This is a genomic window from Halomonas colorata, from assembly GCF_014897985.1.
Lineage (GTDB): Bacteria > Pseudomonadota > Gammaproteobacteria > Pseudomonadales > Halomonadaceae > Vreelandella > Vreelandella colorata.
This window is the reverse complement of sequence record NZ_JABUZA010000035.1, coordinates 13051-36320: the sequence shown is the minus strand read 5'-3', so window position 1 is coordinate 36320 and position 23270 is coordinate 13051. Positions and strand designations below refer to the sequence as shown.

At 55.3% G+C, this 23270-nt stretch carries 18 protein-coding genes; 4 read left to right on the top strand and 14 right to left on the bottom strand.

Going from position 1 to position 23270, the window contains the following annotated elements; genetic code table 11:
- Nucleotides 1-41: 41 nt before the first annotated feature.
- Nucleotides 42-3983 (top strand): hybrid sensor histidine kinase/response regulator, encoded by a 3942-nt coding sequence (locus INT33_RS15655; RefSeq protein ID WP_193092344.1) that lies wholly within the window; start codon nucleotides 42-44, stop codon nucleotides 3981-3983.
- Between the two features lie 218 nt (nucleotides 3984-4201).
- Here INT33_RS15655 and INT33_RS15650 read toward each other — a convergent pair whose 3' ends face one another.
- The 3 genes from INT33_RS15650 to INT33_RS15640 form a co-directional block, all read right to left on the bottom strand.
- On the bottom strand, nucleotides 4202-4864 hold the full coding sequence (locus tag INT33_RS15650) for a LuxR C-terminal-related transcriptional regulator (protein WP_193092343.1): 663 nt from the start codon (nucleotides 4862-4864) through the stop codon (nucleotides 4202-4204).
- Between the two features lie 272 nt (nucleotides 4865-5136).
- A complete protein-coding gene (gene acs / locus INT33_RS15645) occupies nucleotides 5137-7086 on the bottom strand; it encodes an acetate--CoA ligase (protein WP_192539149.1) in 1950 nt (649 codons plus the stop codon).
- Between the two features lie 169 nt (nucleotides 7087-7255).
- Nucleotides 7256-7837 carry a SprT family zinc-dependent metalloprotease gene (locus INT33_RS15640; protein WP_193092342.1) on the bottom strand — a complete coding sequence of 194 codons (582 nt, stop codon included), beginning with the start codon at nucleotides 7835-7837 and terminating at the stop codon, nucleotides 7256-7258.
- A 69-nt stretch (nucleotides 7838-7906) separates the two neighbouring features.
- Here INT33_RS15640 and INT33_RS15635 point away from each other — a divergent pair, with 69 nt between their 5' ends.
- Nucleotides 7907-8575 (top strand): YecA/YgfB family protein, encoded by a 669-nt coding sequence (locus tag INT33_RS15635; protein ID WP_192539147.1) that lies wholly within the window; start codon nucleotides 7907-7909, stop codon nucleotides 8573-8575.
- Between the two features lie 25 nt (nucleotides 8576-8600).
- Here the strand turns inward: INT33_RS15635 and INT33_RS15630 are convergent, their stop codons facing one another.
- From INT33_RS15630 to ampD, 7 genes are all read right to left on the bottom strand, one after another.
- Nucleotides 8601-9728 carry a phospholipase D-like domain-containing protein gene (locus INT33_RS15630; RefSeq protein ID WP_193092341.1) on the bottom strand — a complete coding sequence of 376 codons (1128 nt, stop codon included), beginning with the start codon at nucleotides 9726-9728 and terminating at the stop codon, nucleotides 8601-8603.
- A gap of 47 nt (nucleotides 9729-9775) precedes the next feature.
- Nucleotides 9776-10483: a class I SAM-dependent methyltransferase gene (locus tag INT33_RS15625; protein WP_192539145.1), complete on the bottom strand. Its 708-nt coding sequence runs from the start codon at nucleotides 10481-10483 to the stop codon at nucleotides 9776-9778.
- Nucleotides 10480-11178 carry a tRNA (adenosine(37)-N6)-threonylcarbamoyltransferase complex dimerization subunit type 1 TsaB gene (tsaB, locus tag INT33_RS15620; RefSeq protein WP_193092340.1) on the bottom strand — a complete coding sequence of 233 codons (699 nt, stop codon included), beginning with the start codon at nucleotides 11176-11178 and terminating at the stop codon, nucleotides 10480-10482. Before tsaB ends, INT33_RS15625 begins: the two co-directional genes overlap by 4 nt.
- Nucleotides 11179-11302: 124 nt before the next feature.
- Entirely contained in the window at nucleotides 11303-11956 is a 654-nt protein-coding gene (adk, locus tag INT33_RS15615) for an adenylate kinase (protein WP_018916296.1), read from the bottom strand.
- A gap of 298 nt (nucleotides 11957-12254) precedes the next feature.
- Nucleotides 12255-14318, bottom strand: coding sequence for a pyruvate dehydrogenase complex dihydrolipoyllysine-residue acetyltransferase (aceF, locus tag INT33_RS15610; RefSeq protein ID WP_193092339.1), 2064 nt, complete (start codon nucleotides 14316-14318; stop codon nucleotides 12255-12257).
- A gap of 59 nt (nucleotides 14319-14377) precedes the next feature.
- Nucleotides 14378-17053: a pyruvate dehydrogenase (acetyl-transferring), homodimeric type gene (gene aceE / locus INT33_RS15605; protein ID WP_193092338.1), complete on the bottom strand. Its 2676-nt coding sequence runs from the start codon at nucleotides 17051-17053 to the stop codon at nucleotides 14378-14380.
- Between the two features lie 382 nt (nucleotides 17054-17435).
- A complete protein-coding gene (ampD, locus tag INT33_RS15600) occupies nucleotides 17436-18020 on the bottom strand; it encodes a 1,6-anhydro-N-acetylmuramyl-L-alanine amidase AmpD (RefSeq protein ID WP_192539160.1) in 585 nt (194 codons plus the stop codon).
- Between the two features lie 96 nt (nucleotides 18021-18116).
- Between ampD and nadC the strand changes: the two genes are divergently transcribed.
- Complete coding sequence (gene nadC, locus INT33_RS15595) at nucleotides 18117-18971, top strand: carboxylating nicotinate-nucleotide diphosphorylase (RefSeq protein ID WP_193092337.1); 855 nt, start codon at nucleotides 18117-18119, stop codon at nucleotides 18969-18971.
- 6 nt (nucleotides 18972-18977) lie between these two features.
- Here the strand turns inward: nadC and INT33_RS15590 are convergent, their stop codons facing one another.
- On the bottom strand, nucleotides 18978-19508 hold the full coding sequence (locus INT33_RS15590) for a GNAT family N-acetyltransferase (protein WP_018916291.1): 531 nt from the start codon (nucleotides 19506-19508) through the stop codon (nucleotides 18978-18980).
- Between the two features lie 147 nt (nucleotides 19509-19655).
- Here INT33_RS15590 and tsaA point away from each other — a divergent pair, with 147 nt between their 5' ends.
- A complete protein-coding gene (gene tsaA / locus INT33_RS15585; RefSeq protein WP_193092336.1) occupies nucleotides 19656-20375 on the top strand; it encodes a tRNA (N6-threonylcarbamoyladenosine(37)-N6)-methyltransferase TrmO in 720 nt (239 codons plus the stop codon).
- A gap of 21 nt (nucleotides 20376-20396) precedes the next feature.
- Here tsaA and purC read toward each other — a convergent pair whose 3' ends face one another.
- The 3 genes from purC to dapA form a co-directional block, all read right to left on the bottom strand.
- A complete protein-coding gene (gene purC, locus INT33_RS15580) occupies nucleotides 20397-21113 on the bottom strand; it encodes a phosphoribosylaminoimidazolesuccinocarboxamide synthase (protein ID WP_192539573.1) in 717 nt (238 codons plus the stop codon).
- A 30-nt stretch (nucleotides 21114-21143) separates the two neighbouring features.
- Nucleotides 21144-22127, bottom strand: coding sequence for an outer membrane protein assembly factor BamC (gene bamC / locus INT33_RS15575; protein ID WP_193092335.1), 984 nt, complete (start codon nucleotides 22125-22127; stop codon nucleotides 21144-21146).
- 93 nt (nucleotides 22128-22220) lie between these two features.
- Nucleotides 22221-23105, bottom strand: coding sequence for a 4-hydroxy-tetrahydrodipicolinate synthase (dapA, locus tag INT33_RS15570; RefSeq protein ID WP_018916287.1), 885 nt, complete (start codon nucleotides 23103-23105; stop codon nucleotides 22221-22223).
- Nucleotides 23106-23270 lie beyond the last annotated feature (165 nt).

Sequence of the window (23270 nt, the reverse complement as noted above, 5' to 3'; positions counted from 1 at the left end):
GCTGCTCGCTGGGCGAGATAAACGTTGGTGGGGGAATAGGCATGTTTCACGGTGGGCTACTGGTCGCAGTATCACTGCTTTATATTGCGATTCTATTCGGTATTGCCTGGTACGGTGACCGCCGTGCACGTACCCACGGCGCCAGCCGTCGGCGCCCCCTGATCTATAGCCTGGCGCTGGCAATTTACTGCACCTCCTGGACGTTTTACGGGGCGGTGGGCCAGGCAGCTACAGCAGGCTGGTCTTTTGCGAGTATTTTTGTTGGCCCTATTCTGACGTTTTTGCTCTTTTGGCCAGTGCTGGCCAAGATGATCCGCGTCGCCAAGCACCAAAACGTCACCTCCATTGCGGATTTTATCGCCTCGCGCTACGGCAAAACCCAGTCGCTTGCGGCGTTTGCAAGCTTAGTAGCGCTAGTCGGTACCCTTCCCTACATCGCGCTTCAGCTTAAAGCCGTATCGACCACGTTTAGTGTGCTGACCGAAGCCAATGATGCCGTCGGTGCGCCGCTGTTTGGCGACACAGCGTTTTACGTTGCCATCGTGATGGTGGTTTTTGCGATTTTATTTGGTACTCGCCACACCGATGCGACCGAACACCACGAAGGCCTGATTCATGCCGTCGCGTTTGAATCGATCGTCAAGCTGTTAGCTTTTTTGGTGCTAGGGGCTTATGTTACCTGGGGCATGTTCGGCGGTTTGGGCGAGTTGATGAGCCATGCCGACAGCCAGCTTGAACTTCAGCGCCAGTTGGCGAATCAGGATTTTGGACACGGCTTCTGGGCACAGACACTGCTCGCCATGCTGGCCATTTTATGTCTTCCCCGGCAGTTTCATGTCGCCGTGGTTGAGAACATTCACCCTGACGATGCCACCAAAGCCCGCTGGCTGTTCCCGCTTTATCTGTTTGCCATCGCCTTTTTCGTCGTGCCGCTGGCAGCAGCCGGGCTGTTACTCTTTTCAGAAACCGGCGTGGAACCCGATACCTACGTATTGGCGCTTTCCATGCAGTCCGGCCATCAATGGCTAACCCTGCTGACCTTTATTGGTGGATTTTCGGCTGCGACCGGCATGGTGATCGTGGCGGCGGTCGCCGTATCCATCATGATCTCCAATGAAATCGTGATTCCCGCGCTGTTCCGGCTGCGCTGGTTTGATACCAAAGCGCGCGACTATGGGCGCTTGGTACTGCGCACGCGCCGCATCACGATTGCCGTCGTCTTGGCGATGGCCTACGGCTTCTACCGGCTGATTGCCGAGTTCACCTCGCTTGCCTCTATCGGCATGCTTTCGTTTGCTGCCGCCGCTCAGTTTGCACCCGCGGTTATTGGCGGCCTTTACTGGAAACGCGGTAACCGCCTAGGCGTTATTGTAGGCATGAACGCGGGCTTTGCCATTTGGGCCTATAGCCTGTTGATGCCCGCAATGATCAATGCTGGCGTACTGCCTCAAGAGTGGCTAGCTGGCGGGCCGACAGGTATTCACTGGCTCTCCCCGACGGGGCTTTTTGGCCTGAACCTGGGCGACAGCTTTACCCACGGCGTGATGCTATCGCTGGGCATTAACCTGTTCTGCTATATCTTTATTTCCCAGGTGACCTCGCAGCGTGTAGTGGAGCGTATTCAGGCCTCGCTATTTGTCGACAGCGTTGAAACCCGCCAAACCTCGGTTAACCGCCCTTGGACCGGTGCCACAACGGTGGGCGATCTTAAAGTATTGTGTGAACGCTTTCTGGGCGCCGGGCAAGTCGATCGGGCATTTGAGGATTACGCCCGCCGGACCGGCAAGCCGCTGGACAACAGCACCCGAGCCTCCATTGATATTATTCAGTTTACCGAGCGTTTCCTTGCCTCGGTACTTGGCGCCTCATCGGCGCGTATTGTGGTCAACTCTGCTCTTCAAGGGCGCGGTATCGGCATTTCCGATGTTATCTCGATTGTCGATGAAGCATCCCAGGTACTGGAATTTAACCGTGCCCTGCTGCAGGCCACGATAGAGAACATCAACCAGGGCATCAGCGTTGTCGACCAAAACTTGCGCCTGGTGGTCTGGAACCAGCGCTATCTTGAGCTGTTTCGCTTCCCCGATCACCTTATCCGCGTGGGCGCGCCGATTGATCGTATCTTCCGCTACAACGCGCATAATGGCGAGTATGGCCCCGGCGATCCGGAAGAACATGTTCAGCTGCTGCTGGACAACATTCGCGATGGCCACCCCCATCGCTATGTTCGCTACCGCCAGGATGGCAGCGTACTGGAGGTACAGGGTAACCCTATGCCCGGCGGCGGGTTTGTTTACACTTATCAGGATATTACCCAGCAAAAACGCATTGAAGAAGCGCTAATTCGCTCGGAAAACAATATCCGTATTTACACCGATAACGTCCCTGCGCTGATCGCCTATTTTGATAAAGAGTGCCGCTACCTATTTACCAACCGCGCCTATGAGCAGGCATTCGGCATTGATCGTAATGCGGTCATTGGCCGACGCTTTGAAGACGTGCTCTCGCTAAAACAGGCGGAAGAACGCAGCCCTTGGGTCGAACGTGCGCTGGCCGGGGAGCGGGTGAGTTTTGAGGTCGCCATGCGCGTCAATGATGCCATGCGTTATATGCTGGTGACGTATACGCCTCACTTTGGCGATAGCCAATCGATTCTCGGCTTTTTTGCGCTGTATCAGGATATTACCGAGCGACGCCGGGCGGAAATTGCCCTTAAAGAAACTAACGAAACGCTTGAAGAGCGCGTTCGTGAGCGTACCCAGGCGCTGTCCGAGGCTAACGCCGCGCTGCGTCAGGAGAACCGCGTACGGGCCGAGGCTGAGCAAGCCTTGCGCCAAGCCAAACAGCTAGCCGAAGACGCCAACGCCTCCAAAACCCGCTTTTTGGCTGCCGCGAGCCACGATTTGCTACAGCCGTTAAACGCCGCACGGCTGTTTACCTCGGCTTTGATGCAAAACGTGACCGCCCCCGATACTCAGCGCACCATCGGACATATCGATAATTCGCTGCAGGCCGCTGAAGAGCTTCTCGGCACGCTGCTGGATATCTCCAAACTGGATGCCGGCGCCCTGACACCTCGCCGCAACCACTTTGCCCTGGCGGATATTTTCCGGCCGCTGCGCGCTGAATTTGAGGTGATGGCCGACAACCGCGGCCTTGACCTGGAGGTAGTGCCTACCCACCAGTGGGTCGACTCTGACCCGCAGATGCTTCGCCGGATTGTGCAGAACTTTTTATCCAACGCCATCCGCTACACCCAGGATGGCCGCGTGCTGCTAGGCTGCCGCCGTCAAAGTGACCGGCTGGTGATCGAAGTATGGGACAGCGGCCCGGGTATTCCGGAATCCAAGCTGACGGAAATATTCCAGGAGTTTCGTCGCCTGGATCAGGTATCGCGGCATAAAGAGAGTGAAAAGGGTCTGGGCCTGGGCCTTTCGATTGCCGACCGGATGAGCCGAGTGCTCGACCACCCTATCAAGGTGCGTTCCTGGGAAGGCCGTGGCACCGTATTCTCAGTCAGCGTTCCTATCGTTGCCGCCAGGGAAATTAGCCCAGACGAACAGGAACCATCAAGCCGGCGCAGCGGTAATAAGCTTGCCGGTACCCGGATCGTGTGTATCGATAACGAAACGCTCATTTTGGAAGGCATGACAGCCATGCTGAGCGGCTGGGGATGCGAGGTGTTTACCGCGACCAGCATTGGGGGCGCTAAATCGATACTGCGCAATATGGACGGTGACCCCGACGCGATTCTGGCCGATTATCACTTGGACAATGAAGTCACCGGTTTGATGGCCCTGGAAGCGCTTAGTGAACGTCTATCCGGCGCGGTGCCCGGCATTGTAATTACTGCCGACCGAACGGAAGCCGTAGCCGAAGAGATTAAACGCGATGGGTATCAGCTGCTTTTGAAACCAGTAAAACCGGCCGCCTTGCGGGCGCTCTTGACCCGAACACTGCAAGCCAGCCGGGCAAATGTCTAAGCTTTGCACGAAAACTGCTTGCGCTCGACCATACGGCGTTAAAAATCAGCTCAAAATACTCATTTACACCTGTAAACTCCGTTTTTTTCGCTGATTTTTGCCTTGCCTGGCCTTCGCTCAGCGACTTTTCGTACAAACCCTAAGCCGTAAAGAGCTGTATAAAGAAAAAACCTCGCTTACGGTCAACGTAAGCGAGGTTTTTTCATAAGCGCAGGCGCTTATGACACGACTTTAGGCGGCTCGACTTCCAGCTTCTGGGCGGCAATAACGGCCTGGGTGCGTGAATGCACGCCAAGCTTGCGCAAAATGGCCGTTACGTGGGCCTTGATGGTCGCTTCGGAAACATTAAGCTCGTAGGCGATCTGCTTATTGAGTAGACCTTCGGTCAGCATGTTCAAAACGCGAAACTGCTGTGGGGTTAGCGAGGCAATTGCTTCAGCAAACCGCGACTCTTCCTCGCTGGTTTCTTCCAGTACGTTGGCCAGCGCTTCCGGCAGCCAGACTTCGCCCTGCAGAATTTCGCCTACCGCCTCGGCAATCAGCTGAAGCGAAGATGATTTGGGAATAAACCCCGAGGCACCGTAGTCGATCGCCCGGCGGACAACGTAAGGCACGTCGCTGCCCGATACGACGGCTACCGGGATATCCGGCATCTGGCCACGCAATTGAATCAGCCCGGAAAAACCGTGGGCGCCGGGCATATGTAAATCCAGCAAAATCAAATCGGCATCGGGATGACGATTTACCACTTCCGTTGTGGCTTCCATGGTGTCGGCTTCGACAATCTCAGCCTGGGGGGCTAATTGGCGCAAGGCCTGTGTGAGCGCTGCACGAAACAGCGGATGGTCGTCTGCAACGATAAACTTATGGGCTACTGCCATGGATATTCCTCCGGTTCCTCGTGCAGCGGAATTACTTGCCGCTACGACGCTAGGCTCATACGGTCAACGCATGGTACCCCAGGGCTTCTTGTTGCCCAAGTATACATGCATATTTTGTCATCATTATGTCACCCATTTAAACGCAACAGTGCCGGCTCTGTGGCCGGCACTCCAACGCTTAAGCGCGGTATGCTGCTATCGACGCTCTTGTTGGCTGACGCTTATCAAGTCGGGTAGCGCTCAGTGAGCTTAAACCACTGAGTAGTAAGCTACTATTGATTGGCTCTATGCTCAATCAATTCGTCAACCACCGACGGATCTGCCAGGGTACTGGTGTCACCCAGACCATCACATTCGTTGGCAGCAATTTTGCGCAGAATACGCCGCATGATTTTGCCCGAGCGCGTTTTGGGTAACCCCGGCGCCCACTGAATCACATCGGGAGACGCAATTGGCCCAATATCTTTACGCACCCAAAGCGACAGCTCTTTCTTGAGTTCATCGGTGGGGTCGATGCCGTCATTCAAGGTCACATAGATATAAATACCCTGGCCCTTGATATCGTGAGGGAAGCCTACGACCGCGGCTTCGGCAACGGCTGAGTGCGCGACCAGCGAGGACTCAATTTCAGCGGTGCCCATACGGTGGCCTGATACGTTCAATACGTCATCAACGCGTCCGGTAATCCAGTAGTAGCCGTCTTCATCACGGCGGCAGCCGTCGCCGGTAAAGTACATGCCATCATAGGTCGCAAAATAGGTCTGCACGAAACGCTCATGATCCCCCCAGATTGAGCGTGCCTGCCCCGGCCAGGAATCCAGAATCACCAGATTACCTTCAGTGGCGCCTTCCAATAGATGGCCTTCGTTATCCACCAGTGCCGGCTGTACACCAAAGAAAGGCAGCGTGGCTGAACCGGGTTTTAGGTCGATTGCGCCAGGCAGCGGGGTAATCATGATGCCGCCGGTTTCGGTCTGCCACCAGGTATCCACAATCGGGCATTGGCTATTACCGATCACGCGGTAAAACCACTCCCAGGCTTCCGGGTTGATCGGCTCACCTACCGAGCCGAGCAGACGCAGGCTATCGCGCGAACTGGTATCCATGACGTTATCGCCATGGGCCATCAGGGCACGCACAGCGGTCGGTGCGGTATATAAAATGTTGACCTTGTGCTTATCGACGATCTCACCCATGCGACCGTGGGTCGGATAGCTTGGCACGCCTTCAAACATCAGCGTGGTCGCGCCATTGGCAAGCGGCCCGTAAACGATATAGCTATGTCCGGTGACCCAGCCGACATCCGCGCTGCACCAGTAGACCTCGCCATCCTGGTAGTCGAACACGTACTGGTGGGTCATGGCAGCATATGTCAAGTAGCCACCGGTGGTGTGCTTGAGGCCTTTGGGCGCGCCGGTGGAACCTGAGGTATACAGAATGAACAGCGGGTCTTCGGCGCCCATCGGCTCGGCGGTGCACTCGGGTAGCTGTCGATCGACCAGCTCATCGAACCAGAGATCGCGGCCCTCAACCCAGTCAATATCACCGCCGGTGCGTTTCACCACCAGTACGTTCTTGCAGACATCGGTGCCGTCGCGGGTCAGTGCTGAATCGACGTTCTCCTTGAGCGGCACCTGCTTGCCGCCGCGTACGGACTCGTCGGCGGTAATGATCAACTTGGAATCGGCACCAATAATCCGCTGAGCCACCGCGTCCGGCGAGAAGCCGCCAAACACTACCGAGTGAACCGCGCCAATCCGTGCGCAGGCAAGCATCGCCATGGCCGCTTCCGGAATCATCGGCATGTACAGCGTTACCGTATCGCCTTTCTCGATACCCAGTGATTTCAGGGCATTAGCCAGCTGACAGGTGCGCTCGTACAGCTCGCGATAGCTGATATGCTTGGATTCGTCAGGGTTATCGCCTTCCCAGATAATCGCGGTCTGGTCGCCACGCTTTTCCAGATGACGATCAAGGCAGTTCGCGCTTACGTTGAGCACGCCATCCTCGAACCAGCGGATATCCACGTTATCGCGTTTGAAAGAGGTGTTCTTGATCTTGGTCGGCGCTTTTATCCAGTCAAGACGCTTGGCCTGTTCCGCCCAGAAACCTTCGGGATCATCCTTAGACTGCTGGTACATGGCCGTGAATTTATCTTTATCGGCCCAGGCATTGGCGGCGATAGCATCGCGCACCGGATAGACGTTTTGATGTTCGCTCATAGTTGCCTCTGTCCGTGGAAACGCACTCTCAATAGGAATGTAGTCGGTATTATTATTGGTTGCCCCGACACCACTAAATGTTCCCCTAGCATAAACCTCCCTTAGACACCTTCCTCTTAGACATTGGTATTAGCAATTTTTAATTTAAAAACAGCAACCTAGAAGCAACCTACGGCTTTGAACATGAAGTATAGACCAACATCTGCTGACAATGGCGACAACGATAGCCGCGGCCTTTTTTGACTAAACCATGGCGTCTGGCCGTCAACTGATGGGTACGACAGCCGCACTGGTAACGATAAGGCGCAGGCTGGGCCTTTTGCGTATTAAAGCGATGGGTAACCTGAGGCACCAGACCAAACAGATTGCGCATCACGCTTTGCCATTCGCGCCCGTGCGGCTTTAAGCGCTGCCCATCGCGCAGGTGAAAGACCAGCCAGTGAGCCATCTCATGGGGAATGACTTCATCAAAAAAAGCGCTGCGATTTTCACTGAGCAAGATGAGGTTGAAGCGTAAGCCGCCCCGCCCCAGGTGAGCCTGCCCTGCCGACGCACCTTTTAAATCAAACCAGATGTCTGGACGCGGCAGCTGTGGGTAAACCTCAAGGCAGCGCTCCCAGGCCTGTTCAGCACGCTCAACAGCGGCTTGCTGCAGGGCTTCTAAACACAAAGCTTCCAACTCATCGTTCGGCCAGGGCGGCAGCGGCGATACACCCGTTAGCGATGCGCCTATTAGTGATAAACTTGTCATTAATGAATGCCTAAAAGATCGTTCCCCATTAGTATCATTTTTTAAACGACTCAACCCATGAGGCTTGCTATGGCAGAGCGCCCCGACGATTCAAACGCGCCAGACACCGCCCCTCCTCAGCCACTGCTTACCGATGAGCAGCTCGATAGGCTGGATGACTTCCTCGACTCCGAGCAAGTAGACGAGGACGCGCTGGACCTGATCTCGGCCCACGGTTTTTTGGTGGCGCTAGCGGTCGCGCCCAGCGAAGTATCGCCAGCACAGTGGCTTGCTGAGCTGTTTCAAGGCGAACCGCGCTATGCCGATGATAGCGAGCGCGATGAAATCATTAACCTGTTGACGCTACTGCGCGATAACGCGATGGCGGTACTCGAGCAAGGCGGACTTCCCGAACTGCCCTTTGAGTTAACCCTGGACGGCCTGCCTGCGGAAGAAACGCCTATCGGCGACTGGTGCGCGGGCTTTATGGAAGGCGTCTTCAGCGACGAAAGCGCCTGGTTCCAGGACGATGAAGAAGCCGCGGCGACGCTGCTTTTACCCTTTATGCTGCTTTCCGGGCTATTTGATGACGAGCCCGACATGGCCGAGATGGCAAGCGATAGCGCACGCCAGGAGACGCTGGTAGAGCAATTGCCAGAACTGGTGCTTGATCTGTACTTGCACTACCGCGTCCCGCCGGAAACGCCTAAGCCCAAACCGCGCAAAAAGACGCCCGCCAAGGGCCAAAAGCGCCGCTAGGTAAATGGCCGCGTTATGCGGCCCCTTACTTAAGCCGGGTAATTACTGAGTCCAGGGTACCGAACACCCACTCAAAAACACGCTGGGTCCAGGGGCGCGCAGCCCACTCTTCGGCCAGTACTTCTTTGCTGGCCGAAAAATTACGCTCGAACATCGTCTGCACGTCTTGGGCAAGGCCTTTATCCATGGCTTCCTGATTAGCTTCCAGATTCCAGTGCAAATTCCAATGATCGAAATTGCATGAGCCAATACTCACCCATTCGTCAGCGAGTATGAATTTGGCGTGTATGAACGTGGGCTGGAATTCATAAATGCGCACGCCCGCTTTCAGCATCGCCTGGTAGAAGCGCTGCCCGGCATAACGCACGCTGGGATGGTCATGCTTGGAGCCAGGAAGTAAGAGACGTACATCAACCCCACGCCTGGCTGCACGAGCCAAGCGGCGGCGCAATGCGAAGGTAGGCACAAAGTAAGGCGTACATAACCAGAGACGGTTCTGAGCCCTACCCACCTGTCGATAAAGCGAGTGGCGAATTGCTTGATAACGATAGCCTCTGCCCTGCATTGCGCGCCCCGGGGCGCCATCATCAAACGCCATCGCTTTGCGCTGTTTGGGAAGGGATTCTGGAGAACGCTTGTCGTCGGCACGCGTTAACCGCGAACGCCATAGCCGCCGAAACAGCGCCTCCCAATCGGCAACCACCGGCCCTTCAATACGCACGGCAATTTCGTACCATGCCTTTAAGAATTTATCTACCGCGCCAAAGCCACCGGTAAAGGCAACGTCGCCATCAATGACCACAATCTTACGGTGGTCACGACTCAGGTTGCGAGCCAGCGAGTGTAGCCCCAGCGGATTGAAAAACCGTAGAGCTACACCAGCATCCAGAAGCCGCTCACGGTCTTTTCTGGCAAGCCCCATGGCACCAAAGCCATCAAGCAGCAAGTAAACGCTGATGCCACGCTGGGCGGCTTTACCAAGCGCTGCTATAAGCTGGTCGGCAAGCTCTCCCGACTCCATCAAGTAAAGCTCTACCATTACGTAGTGGCTTGCATTGTCGATGGCGTCGAACATGGCAGGCAAGAAACGCGAAGCCTCGGGCAGTAGGCTAAACCGGTTGCCCTCGTGCCATGTTTGAGGCTGATACTGCATAGTGTCCTGCTCCTTATGGGCGTCCTTGATCAGCAATGCACATCAGTCTAACGATGCAGCGACTGTTTGACATACAAATCGTACCGGCTGGTCTTGCCTTCCAGCACATGCTGAGGCGCAGGCCCCTCGATGGGCGGGGCTTTACGGGGACGCTTTACCACCACTCGATGCGTCGCGACATCGAGTGCGGCTTCCAGCAATCGGGGGGCATCATCATCATCGCCCGCCAGCTCACGAAACAGGCGCATGTCTTTTTTGACCAGCGCGGATTTCTCGCGATGCGGAAACATCGGGTCCAGATGAATCACCTGGGGGTCAAACGCGGCACCCTCAATCAGGGTTTCAAGCGACGCTACGGCATCGCCATGTCGCAGCGTCATGCGCGCCACTATCTCAGCGATTGCCGGCGCTTTGGCGGCCCGTCTCAGGCCGTCTTCCAGCAGCGCGGCAATCGCTTCGACTCGCTCGATCAACAGTACACAAGCACCCAGGCTTGCCAGCACAAAGGCGTCCCGGCCAAGTCCTGCGGTGGCATCGACAATGCTTGGCGTCACGCCTTTCGCTAACCCGCAGGCCTTGGCCACCAGTTGACCTCGGCCGCCCCCGAATTGGCGGCGATGGGCAGCTTTGCCCGCAGCAAAGTCAACGCTTAACGGCTTACCGTAAAGCTTTTCATCCCCCGCCAGCACCAAGCGGCCCTCGTCATACACCAACCTAAGCCCTTCGGGCAGTACGGCCGTTTCAGACAGGCTCATGCCGGCTTTTTCCAGGCAACGTTGTTACGCAGATAGACCGGCTGGGCCAGATGAGCAGGTTGCCCAAGACCTGCCGCTAAATCTTCCGCGCCGAGCCAGGCCATTTCTTCAGCCCGTGGCTCCAGATCAACAAGGTGCTGGGACATGCGTACTTGTACCGTGGCCGCAAAACGCTCCCATAGGGTAAAGCCTGATCCTACCCCAACCCAGTCGGTTTCGTCTTCGGGCAGATAAAACGCTTCGGGCGGCAGTACTGCCTCGGCGCGCTCAAGGCTAACGGTGTCGTTCAGGCAGTGCCAGGTAGCAGCGTAGATTTCTCCCATCCGCGCGTCCAACGCCGTCACAACGTAGCGCAGGTGAAAACGCCGATGTGCCTGCAAGGCCAGAGCTTTCAGTGTAGATACACCTAGTAACGGGCGATCAAGGCCAAAGGCCAGTCCCTGCGCCGTACCTGTGGCGATTCTTAAGCCGGTGAACGACCCAGGCCCCTGCCCAAAGGCAATGGCATCAAGTGCCGCCGGGGTGATCTGCGCTTCTGCCAACAGCTCATCCACCATGGGCATGAGTCGCCGGGTATGCGCGCGTGGCGTCATCTCGTAGCGCGCTAGGCACTCGTGAGTTTCGCCATTCTGGCGTAGCAGCGCTACCGAGCAGGCGCTTGATGAGGCGTCTAGCGCAAGAAGGTGTAACGACATAGCGATTCAGCACTCGTGATAAGTATCCAGGCATTATACCTTTAGTGCACCCATACGACAGTGCACCCATACGACGATGGCCCGCGTTAGGCGGGCCATCGGTAACTGCTTACACAAGGTATAATCAGTTAAGCGCTTCTTTTACCTGACGGGTAATATCAGCAACGCTACCCACACCTTCAACGCGGTGGTATTGAGGCGCCGACTGCGGGTCGCTGCTGGCCCACTGCTGGTAGTAATCTACCAACGGCGCGGTCTGATCGTGATAGACCGACAGACGGTTACGCACAGTGGACTCCTGATCGTCCTCACGCTGAATCAACTGCTCTCCGGTCACATCATCCTTACCCGGTTCTTTAGGGGGATTGTGATCGACGTGATACACACGACCCGAGGCTGGATGAACGCGACGTCCTGCCAAACGGTTCACGATCTCTTCATCCGGCACGGCGATCTCAAGCACGTGATCGATTTTTACGCCACCGTCCTTCATCGCATCGGCTTGCGGGATGGTGCGCGGGAAGCCATCGAACAGGAAACCGTTTTCACAGTCAGGCTGGCTGATGCGCTCTTTCACCAGATCAATGATGATCTCGTCAGACACCAAACCGCCGGTGTTCATGATCTCTTTTACTTTTAGCCCCAGCTCCGTGCCGTCTTTAATCGCCGCGCGCAGCATATCCCCGGTGGAAATCTGGGGAATCTTGAACTGCTCACAAATATATTGAGCTTGAGTCCCCTTCCCCGCGCCGGGGGCACCCAACAGGATTAAACGCATGGCACTGCTCCTTGAATGTAAAAAATGCGACACAATGTATTAACCGACAATAACCGCGCCACTCAGGCGGCACAACTCCCCAAAAGCCTGAGAGGGGCATTTTTCTGAGTTTTTTTTAAATAAAACAGATAAGTGATGTCTGTCTGCTACTTTGGTCACTCTTATTAAGGCATCAGGGGTTGTACGAAACGTCAGCCGATACCGATAATTTTTCGTACAAAGCCTAAACGCAAGCGGCGCCCATCGCTGGGCGCCGCTTGGTAAACCGTATCAATTCCCGCTCACTCCATTAACTACATTACAGGAGCAGACGGCGGATATCGGTCAGTACATCTGCCAGGAACGCGGTGAAGCGTGCTGCATCAGCCCCGTTAATGGCACGGTGGTCATAGGAAAGCGACAGCGGCATCATCAAGCGCGGCTGGAAGGCATTACCATCCCACACGGGCTTCATCTGCGCTTTGGAAACCCCAAGAATGGCCACTTCCGGCGCGTTCACGATCGGCGTAAAGGCGGTACCACCAATCGAGCCCAGGCTCGAAATAGTGAAACAGCCGCCGGTCATTTCTTCACGCTTGAGCTTTTTGGTTTGTGCTTTCTTACCCAGCTCCGCCATATCCTTGGCAATCTCTATCAAGGATTTCTTGTCGGCATCGCGCAGCACCGGCACCATCAAGCCATCGGGCGTATCCACCGCAATACCGATATGGACGTAGTTCTTCCATACCAGCGTTTCGCCATCGCCTTTCAGACTGACATTGAACTGCGGGAATTTACGCAGCGCAAACGCACAGGCCTTAACCAGGAACGGCAGCGGCGTGAGCTTGGCACCCTGGGCTTCGGCTTCCGCCTTCATCGACTTACGGAAGTTCTCAAGCTCAGTGATATCCGCTTCGTCAAACTGAGTAACGTGAGGCACGTTAAGCCAGCTGCGATGCAAATTGGTTGCGCCCATTTTAAGCAGGCGACCCATCGGCTTCTCTTCGACTTCACCGAACTGGCTGAAATCGACTTCCGGAATCGGCGGAATACCCGCACCACCCGTAGCGGTTGCTGCTCCGCCGGAGGCCTGCGCCTTGCCCTGATTAGCAATGACTTGCTTCACATAAGCCTGCACGTCCTCTTTCAGCACGCGCTCTTTAGGCCCACTGGGCTTGACCAGACCGATATCGACGCCAAGCTCACGCGCCAGCATACGCACGGCTGGGCCAGCGTGTACCAACTTGCCATCACGTGGCTTGTGCGCGGCCATCTGCGCTTCAGGGCTAGGCGTACCTGCTGATCCGCTCTGTTTAGAAGAATCTGGCTTTGCAGCGCCCTTTTCAGCTGGCTTTTCGGAAGCTGATTTTTTCGGCGCAGGCTTGGAAGCGGCTTTTTTAGCACCAGCGACTTCGATATAGCCAATCACATCGCCTTCAGAAACGGTGTCACCCTCTTTAACGGTCAGCTCGACGAGCTTACCTTTATAGGGGCTGGGTACGTCCATGGAGGCTTTGTCAGATTCAAGCGTAATCAACGCATCTTCTTCGTTGATTTCATCGCCTACCGCGACACCAATCTCGATAATCGGTACGTCGGTGGAGCCTGAAATATCCGGAACACGAACTTCCTTGCGTTCTGGTTCAGCACTTTCAGATTCAGTGCTGTTGCCTTCTTCCTCGGCGGTCTCGGAAGCTGCTTCAAGGTCGTCGGATACGTTGGAATCCTCGGCACTTTGCGGCGCGTCAGTAGATTCGCTTGCGTCTTCAGCGTCACCGTCGCCTTCACCCTCGATTTCCATCTGGCCGATAACATCGCCTTCGGAAACCGTATCGCCTTCTTTTACCGTAAACGCGACAATTTTACCGGTATGCGGGCTCGGTACATCCATGGAGGCTTTATCGGACTCCAGGGTGATCAGCGTATCTTCAGCGTCGATACTATCGCCTTCACTAACGGCGACTTCAATGATTTCAACGTTATCAGAGCCGCCAAGGTCGGGCACCTTGATATCCACGGTCTGCTTACCGCCGGATTTCTTGGCACTTTTCTGCTCGGTCTTGGGCTTCTCTTCCGCCGCCGGGGCTTCTTTCTGCTCGGGTTCAGACGCTTGCTTGTCGTCCTCTTCCTCGGCATCGCCGCCGCCTTCAGCTTCCAGCTCAACGATATCGTCGCCTTCGGAAACGGTATCGCCTTCCTTCACCAGCACTTTGATGACTTTGCCGCCCTTCGGGGCAGGAATGTCCATGCTGGCTTTATCGGACTCCAGCGTGATCAGGGTGTCTTCCGCTGCAATGACGTCGCCTTCCGACACCGCGATCTCGATGATTTCGACACCTTCGCTACCGCCGATGTCGGGCACTTTGATGATTTCGCTACTCAAGGTCGCGCTCCTTCCAAATCGGATCGAGCCGGCGGGTACTTAACCCGCCGGGCAGCGGTTTAGCTAGTCAGCGGGTTCGGTTTGTTGGCGTCAATACCATATTTCTTCAGGGCTTCGCCAACGTGCTTACGCTCAATTTCGCCACGTTCCGCCAGCGCACGCAGAGCGGCAACGGTGACGAAGTAACGATCTACTTCGAAGAAGTAACGAAGCTTCTCGCGCGTGTCCGAACGTCCAAAGCCATCGGTACCTAAGACAGTATAGTCGCCTGGCACCCATGCACGAACCTGATCCGCGTAGAGCTTCATGTAGTCAGTCGAGGCAATGATCGGGCCATCGCGGCCTTCCAGGCACTTCGTAACGTGAGGCTTGGTAGCCGCCTCAGCATCCGGGTTCAGGAAGGACTCACGCTCAAGCAGCAACGCTTCACGACGTAGTTCGTTAAAGCTGGTGACGCTCCAAATGTCAGCGCCAATGCCCCAATCTTTTTCGAGCAGCTCAGCGGCGGCTTCGACTTCGCGCAAAATGGTACCGGAGCCCATCAACTGAACGCGACCCTTGTCACCTTGGGTCTCGCGCAGCAGGTACATACCCTTGACGATATCGTCGACCGGCACGTTCTCAAGCTCCGGATGCTCGTAGTTCTCGTTCATAACGGTCAGATAGTAGAAGCAGTTCTCTTTATCAGTGAACATGCGCTTCAAGCCATCCTGAACGATGACGGCAACTTCATGACCGTAAGTCGGGTCGTAGCTGCGGCAGTTAGGAATAGTCGACGCCTGGATCAAGCTGTGACCATCCTGGTGTTGCAAACCTTCACCGTTAAGCGTGGTACGCCCAGCGGTGCCGCCTACCATAAAGCCGCGCGCCTGCAGGTCACCTGCCGCCCACGCCAAGTCACCAATACGCTGGAAACCAAACATGGAGTAGTAGATATAGAACGGCAGCAGCGTGACGTCGTTGTTGCTGTAGGAAGTGGCCGCCGCCATCCACGCCGACATCGCGCCCGCTTCCGTAATACCTTCCTCAAGGACCTGGCCTTTCTGGTCCTCGCGGTAGTACATGATCTGGCCTTTATCCATCGGCTCGTACTTCTGGCCTTCGGCGGTATAGATACCCAGCTGACGGAACATGCCTTCCATACCGAAGGTACGTGCCTCATCAGGAATAATCGGCACCACCTGCTTGCCAAGTTTCTTATCTTTCACCAAGCCGTTAAGCACGCGTACAAACGACATGGTGGAAGAAACTTCACGGCCCTTCGAGCCACCCATTTGCGAAGCAAAGACCTTGTCTTCAAGGGTGGGAATTTCCAGCGCTTCGAAGTCACTTTTGCGGCTTGGCAGGTAACCGTTCAAGCGCTCACGCTGCAGGTGCATGTACTTGAGCTCGGGAGAATCATCTTCCGGCTTGTAGTACGGCACTTCCTTGAGCTGCTCGTCAGAAAGCGGAATACCGAAGCGGTCGCGGAATTTCTTCAGCGCTTCGTACTCCATGCTTTTCACCTGGTGCGCCTCGTTGGCTGCTTCGCCATCGCCGCTCCCCATACCGTAACCTTTAACGGTATGCGCAAGGATTACCGTTGGCTTACCATTCGAGGAGTTGACGGCTTCATGATAGGCCGCATATACCTTGAACGGGTCGTGGCCGCCGCGATTGAGTTTCCAGATATCTTCATCGGAAAGCTCTTTAACCATTTCTTCGGTTTCAGGATATTTACCAAAGAAGTGTTCACGGGTGTAAGCACCGCCGTTGGCTTTGTAGTTCTGGTACTCACCATCGACTGCTTCGTCCATACGTTTTTGAAGGAAACCTTTCTTATCCTTCTCAAACAGCGGATCCCAATGGCGGCCCCAAACCACTTTAATCACGTTCCAGCCAGCACCGCGGAAGACGCCTTCAAACTCGTCCATAACGCGGGAGTTACCGCGTACCGGGCCGTCCAGACGCTGCAGGTTGCAGTTGATAACGAAGATCAGGTTATCCAGGTTTTCACGACCAGCAAGCGAAATAGCGCCTAAGGATTCTGGCTCGTCGCACTCGCCATCGCCCAGGAAACACCAGATCTTACGATCGTACATGTTTTTCATTTCGCGATGATGCAGATACTTCATCACGTGGGCCTGATAGATCGCCTGGATCGGACCAAGCCCCATAGAAACCGTCGGGAACTGCCAGTAATCCGGCATCAGCCACGGGTGCGGGTAGGACGACAGACCGTCGCCATCCACTTCCTGACGGAACTTGTCCATCTGTTCTTCAGACAGACGGCCTTCCAGGAAGGAACGCGCATAAATACCTGGCGCGACGTGGCCCTGAATATAGATCAGGTCGCCCGCGAAATCGTCCTTCGCTGCGCGGAAGAAGTGGTTAAAGCCCACATCATAAAGCGTCGCAGAGGACATGAAGCTTGCAATATGGCCGCCAAGCCCGGGGTTTGCCCGGTTATTACGAATGACCTGGGCGATCGCGTTATAGCGGATTAAGGAGCGAATACGCCGCTCCATAAACAGATCACCAGGCATCGGCGCTTCACGATGAAGCGGAATCGTATTGCGGTGCGGGGTTGTCACCGAGAAGGGTACCTTCATCCCGTCACGGCGTAAGCGATCCGCCAAGCGGGTCATCAGGTAACGGGCGCGATCTTCGCCCTCACGATCCAATACCGATTCCAGGGATTCCAGCCACTCCGTGGTTTCGATCGGATCGAGATCTTCTCTTGTCTCCAGACTCATAGAGGTCTCTCCGAATGACGATAAATGACATGAGCCCCGCTAACCCACGTGGGCTTGGGGCAGCTGCGATGATTGGTGGCCACCGCAGAACAGCATTGGCGCGGTAACGCTTAAGTCTTTTTTGCTCTAGATTCAATGAGCTACAGTGAACTCAATGTAGTAAAGCTACACAAATTTCGTAAAAGTTAGTCTTTTGTATATAGGAAGATACCGCAAAGTCGCCACGCTGCCAATTACAGAACAGCGTAAAAGCCCATCGAAAACAAACTATTGCACCGCAACATAAGCAATTTCAAAAATTGTTTCCAGATTCTCCGGCGATCAATAGTGTAGCTAAACTACCGTTTTATTTTCTTATAGTTGAAGGACTTAACATAGGTATTTAAAGTGCATCAAGCCTTCTTGCGGTCAACAATTGGTAAAAATATGCCCAATCAAACGCCGGACCGGGGTCGGTTTTGCGCAGTGGAGCAACATACGCATGGCTGGTAATACGCGAAGCGTTTAGCCTCGGATAGCGGGCGATCAACCATTCAGTCGCCTTCACCAAGGCTTGATATTGGGCCTTGGTAAACGGGGTAATATCATCGCCTTCAAGCTCAATGCCTACTGAAAAATCGTTGAGCGTCCGGCGCTGTTCTTTTAAGCCATTATCCCACCACTGTGAGCGCCCTGCGTGCCAGGCGCGCTGATCTGTATTTACAAACTGAACACACTCGCCATCCCGACGAATCAACAAATGCGCTGAGACACATAGATGAGCGATTTCGGAAAAAAATGGGTGATCCTCCACTGCCAGCCGATTGGTAAACAGTGCCTCAATCGCCGAACCACTAAACTGCCCTGGCGGTAGGCTAATCGCGTGCAGTACCAGCAAAGACACCTCATCGCCGGGGCGCTCATCGCAGTTGGGCGACTCGACCTTTCGCGCGTATTTCCACCAGCCATCCGTCATCTCGTTATTCATCACTCGAAAGGTCTCCTCTACGTTGGCGCTCTCTTTCACTGCGCTCTTTTACTATAATGCCGGTCACACTTGATGTTGCCCAGAGAACTCACCGTTATGAATGATCAAATTGCGCTTGCCGAAGAGATCCGCACCGGCGTGGCTCACCTGCTAGCCGAAGACGTTGGCACTGGCGATATTACCGCACAGCTTATCCCAGAGAATCATTGGGCGACCGCGAAGGTAATTACCCGTGAAGCTTGCGTATTATGTGGCACGGCCTGGGTGGATGAGATTTTCAACCAATTAGATGAGCGAGTCACACTGCGCTGGCTGGCAGCCGATAGCGATTCACTAAATTCTGAACAATGCTTTCTTGAGCTTGAAGGGCCTGCACGCAGCCTGCTGACCGGAGAGCGCGCAGCGTTGAATATGCTGCAAACCCTGTCTGCTACGGCGACCGCTACGCGCGCTAATGTCGATTTAATCGAGGGTAGCGGCGTACGCCTGCTCGATACCCGTAAAACGCTTCCTGGCCTGCGCTTGGCACAGAAGTATGCCGTGACCTGTGGTGGCGGTCACAATCATCGCATCGGTCTGTGGGACGCTTTTCTGATCAAAGAGAACCATATTGCGGCGTGTGGCGGCATTCAGGCGGCGGTGAATCAGGCACGAGCACTGGCCGCTAATCTATCGGTTGAAGTTGAGGTCGAGACCTTCGAAGAGCTTGACCAGGCCCTGGCGGCCGGCGCCGATATCATCATGCTGGATAATTTCGCCATTGAAGATTTGCATGTCGCGGTTGAGCTAAACGGCGGGCGAGCAACGCTTGAGGCCTCGGGCAACGTCGATGCTACAACGCTCAAAGCCATTGCCGACACGGGCGTTGACTGTATTTCCAGCGGTGCGCTGACCAAGGATATTAAATCCATCGACCTTTCCATGCGAATCACCCATACCTATAACGTATAGGCGCACTCAGGTCTCAATAGCGCTCAGGCGTTTTTCCAGACGATAGCGCTTGAGCGACTCGCCGCTTCGCTCGACCCATTGCTCGCCCAGGTTTTCCCATCCTCGGCGCAGCAGTCGGTCAAACAGCATGACGCTGGCCTCAATTTCGACCCTATCAATGCCCTGTTCGAGCAGCATACGTTCGGCGTGAATGAGTAGCGTGGTACCGATACCTCGCCCGGTTAATGAAGGCCAGACATAAAGCGTTTCGATACGTCCTTTTGGAGCATTAAACTCTAAAAAGCCGACGCAGCGCCCATCACAAACGGCTACTAGCGTTGTGTAAAGCGCCTGACGAGCTGCCCAGGCACTCGCTTCGCGGGGCAGCGCATTGGCCCAGGCACGGCGCTGACTCAGCTCATAATGGTTTGCAGCACCTTGCATGACCGCATGATAAAACACCTCAGCCTGATCCGCGGCGTCCCGCGCTAATGCGGCGCGATAGGTTACCCGGGCAGTCGGTGCTTTAGGCGCAGAAAGCTCCTCGGTATTAGGCATGCATCACCTCTCGCTGCTATCGAAAACTAGCTGTTCTCGAAAACCAGCTGTTATTAAAAAATTGGAAGCGTTCAATACTCGGTGTCAGGCTGAATTCTGTTCAGTCTGCTTTATACTAGGGCGCCTATCTCAGCATAAGGCAGTATGATGCACAATGCCCCCGAAAGTGAGTCTTTTACATTGGCTCCTATAGGCTACGTTGAGAGCGACTACCCGGATAAGTTTGGTATTCCCCGTCAGCCGGGCTTAGCCCCTGCGGCGGATGCCCGCCTGATACTGGTGCCCCCTTATAACAACCCGTTAACCGTGCGTGGCCTGGATGATTTTAGTCATCTGTGGGTGACATTTATCTTCCACCAAAGCCCCGAGCGCTGGACACCGCTAGTGCGCCCGCCCCGGCTGGGAGGTAATCGTAAAGTGGGCGTATTTGCCAGCCGTAGCACCCATCGGCCTAATCGGCTAGGGCTTTCACTGGTTAAGCTCGCGGGCATCGACACACGCCACGGAGTTCAGTTAAGGCTCGAAGGGTGTGATCTGGTCAGCGGCACTCCGATAGTCGACATTAAGCCTTACTTACCCTGGGCCGAAGCCCACCCTTCCGCCCAGGCAGGCTTTGCCCCTGAGGCACCTGCGTTACTGCACGTAATTTTCAGCCAATCAGCATTGGATGTGCTAACCACCCGCGCCGATAGCGCCACGCTGCATGCCCTTATCGAGCAGGTGCTAAGCCAGGACCCCCGCCCCGCCTATAAACGAGGCGAAGCGCCAGGACGTACCTATGGCGTGCGCCTGCGCGATGTGGACGTGAAATTTCGCGCCCTCCAAAACGACGAAGCCACCACGTTAGAGGTGGTGGCTATCGACTAAGCTTCGGGCTAATGCGCTACGTTAAGCAGGAAACGTGATGCCCAGACGGCGGCCTACTTCTTCGTAGGCTTCGATCACACCGCCCAAACCTTGGCGGAAACGGTCTTTGTCGAGCTTCTCGCGGGTATTGGCATCCCACAGGCGACAACCATCCGGAGAGAACTCATCGCCCAGCACCACTTCGCCTTTGAACACGCCGAATTCCAGCTTGTAGTCCACCAGCAGCATATCGCCTTCGGCAAACAGCTGTTTTAACACGTGGTTAACCTTGAAGGTCAGCGTTTTCATCTTGCCAAGCTGCTCAGGCGTTGCCCAGCCAAAAGTTTCGGCCAGCGACTCGTTGATCATCGGGTCGCCCTTATCGTCATTCTTCAAGAACAGCTCAAAGGTAGGCGGCGTAAGCGCGATACCTTCTTCAATGCCCAAACGCTTTACCAGTCCGCCGGCGGCGATGTTACGGACCACGCACTCGACCGGAATCATCTGCATTTTTTTAACCAGGCTCTCGTTGGGAGAGAGCTGTTTTTCAAAATGCGTAGGGATACCGGCCTCTTGCAAGCGCTCCATGATAAACGCGTTGAAGATGTTATTGACCATCCCCTTACGGGCCAGAGCTTCTTTCTTCTTGCCATCAAAAGCGCTGGTGTCATCACGAAACTGCAGCACCAGCAGGTCCGGATCATCGGTGGTATATACAGATTTTGCCTTACCGGCATAAAGTTCTTGGCGCTTTTCCATGACAGCTCCGAAAGGGATCAAATAAACAGATTAACGTAAATAGCCAGCAACACGTTCTAACAGCTCACGCTGGTCATCGGGACTAAACTCGCGCTCGCTGGCATTGACCGCACGCAGGATGGTCTGGTTACCATCGGGCTGCAGAACAAGGCGTATCTCTTGAGACATCCGGCGCACATCGGCACTAAAGACTATCTGTAGCGGATTACGATCGCGCTCGGTAGCCGTCATGTACTCGACCAGGAACTCATAGTTTTCAGGATTGGTGGCCAACAGGTTGCGCTGCCCTTCCTGAGTAAAATCCAGGGCCAGATAGTGGTTAAGCTCAGCCCATACGCGCTCCACCGGCTGAGGAATGGCGACTTCCCATTCATCGCCGTCCTGACGGATCTGTAACGTTTGCTGGTGGTTCAAGCGCTGCGCGTTCCACGAGGACGCCACGCTTTGCGATGCACTGCGCGCGCCTAGAAACTCCTCCAGGGCGTCCAGGCAGCTCGTCATGGTCTGGCCACCACGTTCACAGCGCACTTCACTACTGCCGGAACGCATGGCGCTTTGCAGACGCAGGTCCGCCTGGGACGTTACAATCACCCCTTGGGAAACATCGCTTTGCTGTACGCCAAGCTGGCGACTGCGGGCAAAACTTTCCAACTGCGGCCAGACGGCGCCGGTGTCAGCAGCCACTACCAGCCAACTTTGGTTACCCGCTTGGCGCCGCTCAACGTATTCAGGCTCCAAACCGCTACCCATGGCCAGCGACTGAGGCGGGCGAATTTCTGCGGCCTCATCAATGCGTGCGCCCTGCATGGCTGCCTGAGGAACCGGCAACGCATCCTGATAGCGCTGAGCATTACGAGTCTCTGGCAGCACTAAGGGAGGTGCCGGAGCGGCTTTGGTGTAGTCCAGGTTGCGGTCGTGGTAATAACCATCACGCGCGCACCCAGCTAGAGTGACAGCCGTTACGAGTGCCAGCGGTATCCATTTAAGCGCACGTTTTTCAAGCACAGAGCTCATCAAGCCACCTTAACAGTCAACAGAGCAGCTACCCGGCACACCATTGGGTGCGCCAAGTAGCCATAGTATCGCGCCGGGTGTGATAAAAGAGCATTACTCCTCGATCACGCCCGCCAGTTGCATCGCTTCACTCACAGTGGCGTGGTACTTCTCAGACAGCCACGTCAACGGCAAACGAATTCCTGCATCCATATACCCCATGCGATTGAGCGCCCATTTTACCGGGATAGGGTTCGACTCAATGCCCAGATTGGTATGCAGAGGCATCAAGCGGGTATTAATTTGGTGGGCTTTATCCGCATCGCCAGCAACGGCCGCCGCACACAAATCATGCATCGCTTTGGGAGCCACGTTTGCCGTGACTGAAATATCGCCATGCCCGCCCATCAGCATAAAATCACACGCGGTCGCATCGTCGCCGGAGTACAGCATAAAGTCGCTGCCCTTCAAGCGAGAGATTAGATCTTCTGCACGCTCAAGGTTCCCTGTGGCATCTTTTAGGCCAATAATATTGTCAACGGCAGCCAGGCGCACCACGGTCTCGTTGTACAAGTCAGAGCAGGTACGGCCCGGTACGTTGTACATAATGACCGGCAGTTTGCTACCTTCGGCCACGGCCTTGAAGTGCTGGTACAAGCCTTCCTGGGTCGGCTTGTTGTAGTAAGGGCATACCGACAAGCAGTAGTCAGCCCCTACTTCGCTGGCATAGCGGGCAAGCTCAACCGCCTCAGATGTGGCATTGGCGCCCGTACCGGCAATTACCGGGATACGCCCATTAACCTCTTCAACGACGCTGCGGATCACATCAAAGTGTTCAGCAAACGACATCGTCGTAGGTTCGCCCGTGGTACCGGCGGCAACGATGCCATCGGTTCCATTTTCAAGGTGGAAATTTACCAGACGACGAAGCGCCTCCCAGTCGATGTCGCCATTGACTTTCATCGGCGTCGCCAGGGCGACGATACTGCCTGTGATCATCCGTTTATTCCTCACCTGCAAAGTTATGAAATCAAACCCAATATGGACAACAAGACAAAGCGCCGAATGCTATATTGAGCAGCATGACGACCGCCCTTTTGGGCCTACAGGGGTAAATGGTACTCAGGCGACTCGACCCTGTACAGCGCAAACCGTAGTGAGTTT

Excerpts from the sequence above, each read along its gene's own strand:
- INT33_RS15655 (WP_193092344.1), top strand. The coding sequence starts at position 42 with ATGTTTCACGGTGGGCTACTGGTCGCAGTATCACTGCTTTATATTGCG.
- INT33_RS15650 (WP_193092343.1), bottom strand. The coding sequence starts at position 4,864 with ATGGCAGTAGCCCATAAGTTTATCGTTGCAGACGACCATCCGCTGTTT.
- acs (WP_192539149.1), bottom strand. The coding sequence starts at position 7,086 with ATGAGCGAACATCAAAACGTCTATCCGGTGCGCGATGCTATCGCCGCC.
- INT33_RS15640 (WP_193092342.1), bottom strand. The coding sequence starts at position 7,837 with ATGACAAGTTTATCACTAATAGGCGCATCGCTAACGGGTGTATCGCCG.
- INT33_RS15635 (WP_192539147.1), top strand. The coding sequence starts at position 7,907 with ATGGCAGAGCGCCCCGACGATTCAAACGCGCCAGACACCGCCCCTCCT.
- INT33_RS15630 (WP_193092341.1), bottom strand. The coding sequence starts at position 9,728 with ATGCAGTATCAGCCTCAAACATGGCACGAGGGCAACCGGTTTAGCCTA.
- INT33_RS15625 (WP_192539145.1), bottom strand. The coding sequence starts at position 10,483 with ATGAGCCTGTCTGAAACGGCCGTACTGCCCGAAGGGCTTAGGTTGGTG.
- tsaB (WP_193092340.1), bottom strand. The coding sequence starts at position 11,178 with ATGTCGTTACACCTTCTTGCGCTAGACGCCTCATCAAGCGCCTGCTCG.
- adk (WP_018916296.1), bottom strand. The coding sequence starts at position 11,956 with ATGCGTTTAATCCTGTTGGGTGCCCCCGGCGCGGGGAAGGGGACTCAA.
- aceE (WP_193092338.1), bottom strand. The coding sequence starts at position 17,053 with ATGAGTCTGGAGACAAGAGAAGATCTCGATCCGATCGAAACCACGGAG.
- ampD (WP_192539160.1), bottom strand. The coding sequence starts at position 18,020 with ATGAATAACGAGATGACGGATGGCTGGTGGAAATACGCGCGAAAGGTC.
- nadC (WP_193092337.1), top strand. The coding sequence starts at position 18,117 with ATGAATGATCAAATTGCGCTTGCCGAAGAGATCCGCACCGGCGTGGCT.
- INT33_RS15590 (WP_018916291.1), bottom strand. The coding sequence starts at position 19,508 with ATGCCTAATACCGAGGAGCTTTCTGCGCCTAAAGCACCGACTGCCCGG.
- tsaA (WP_193092336.1), top strand. The coding sequence starts at position 19,656 with ATGCACAATGCCCCCGAAAGTGAGTCTTTTACATTGGCTCCTATAGGC.
- purC (WP_192539573.1), bottom strand. The coding sequence starts at position 21,113 with ATGGAAAAGCGCCAAGAACTTTATGCCGGTAAGGCAAAATCTGTATAT.
- bamC (WP_193092335.1), bottom strand. The coding sequence starts at position 22,127 with ATGAGCTCTGTGCTTGAAAAACGTGCGCTTAAATGGATACCGCTGGCA.
- dapA (WP_018916287.1), bottom strand. The coding sequence starts at position 23,105 with ATGATCACAGGCAGTATCGTCGCCCTGGCGACGCCGATGAAAGTCAAT.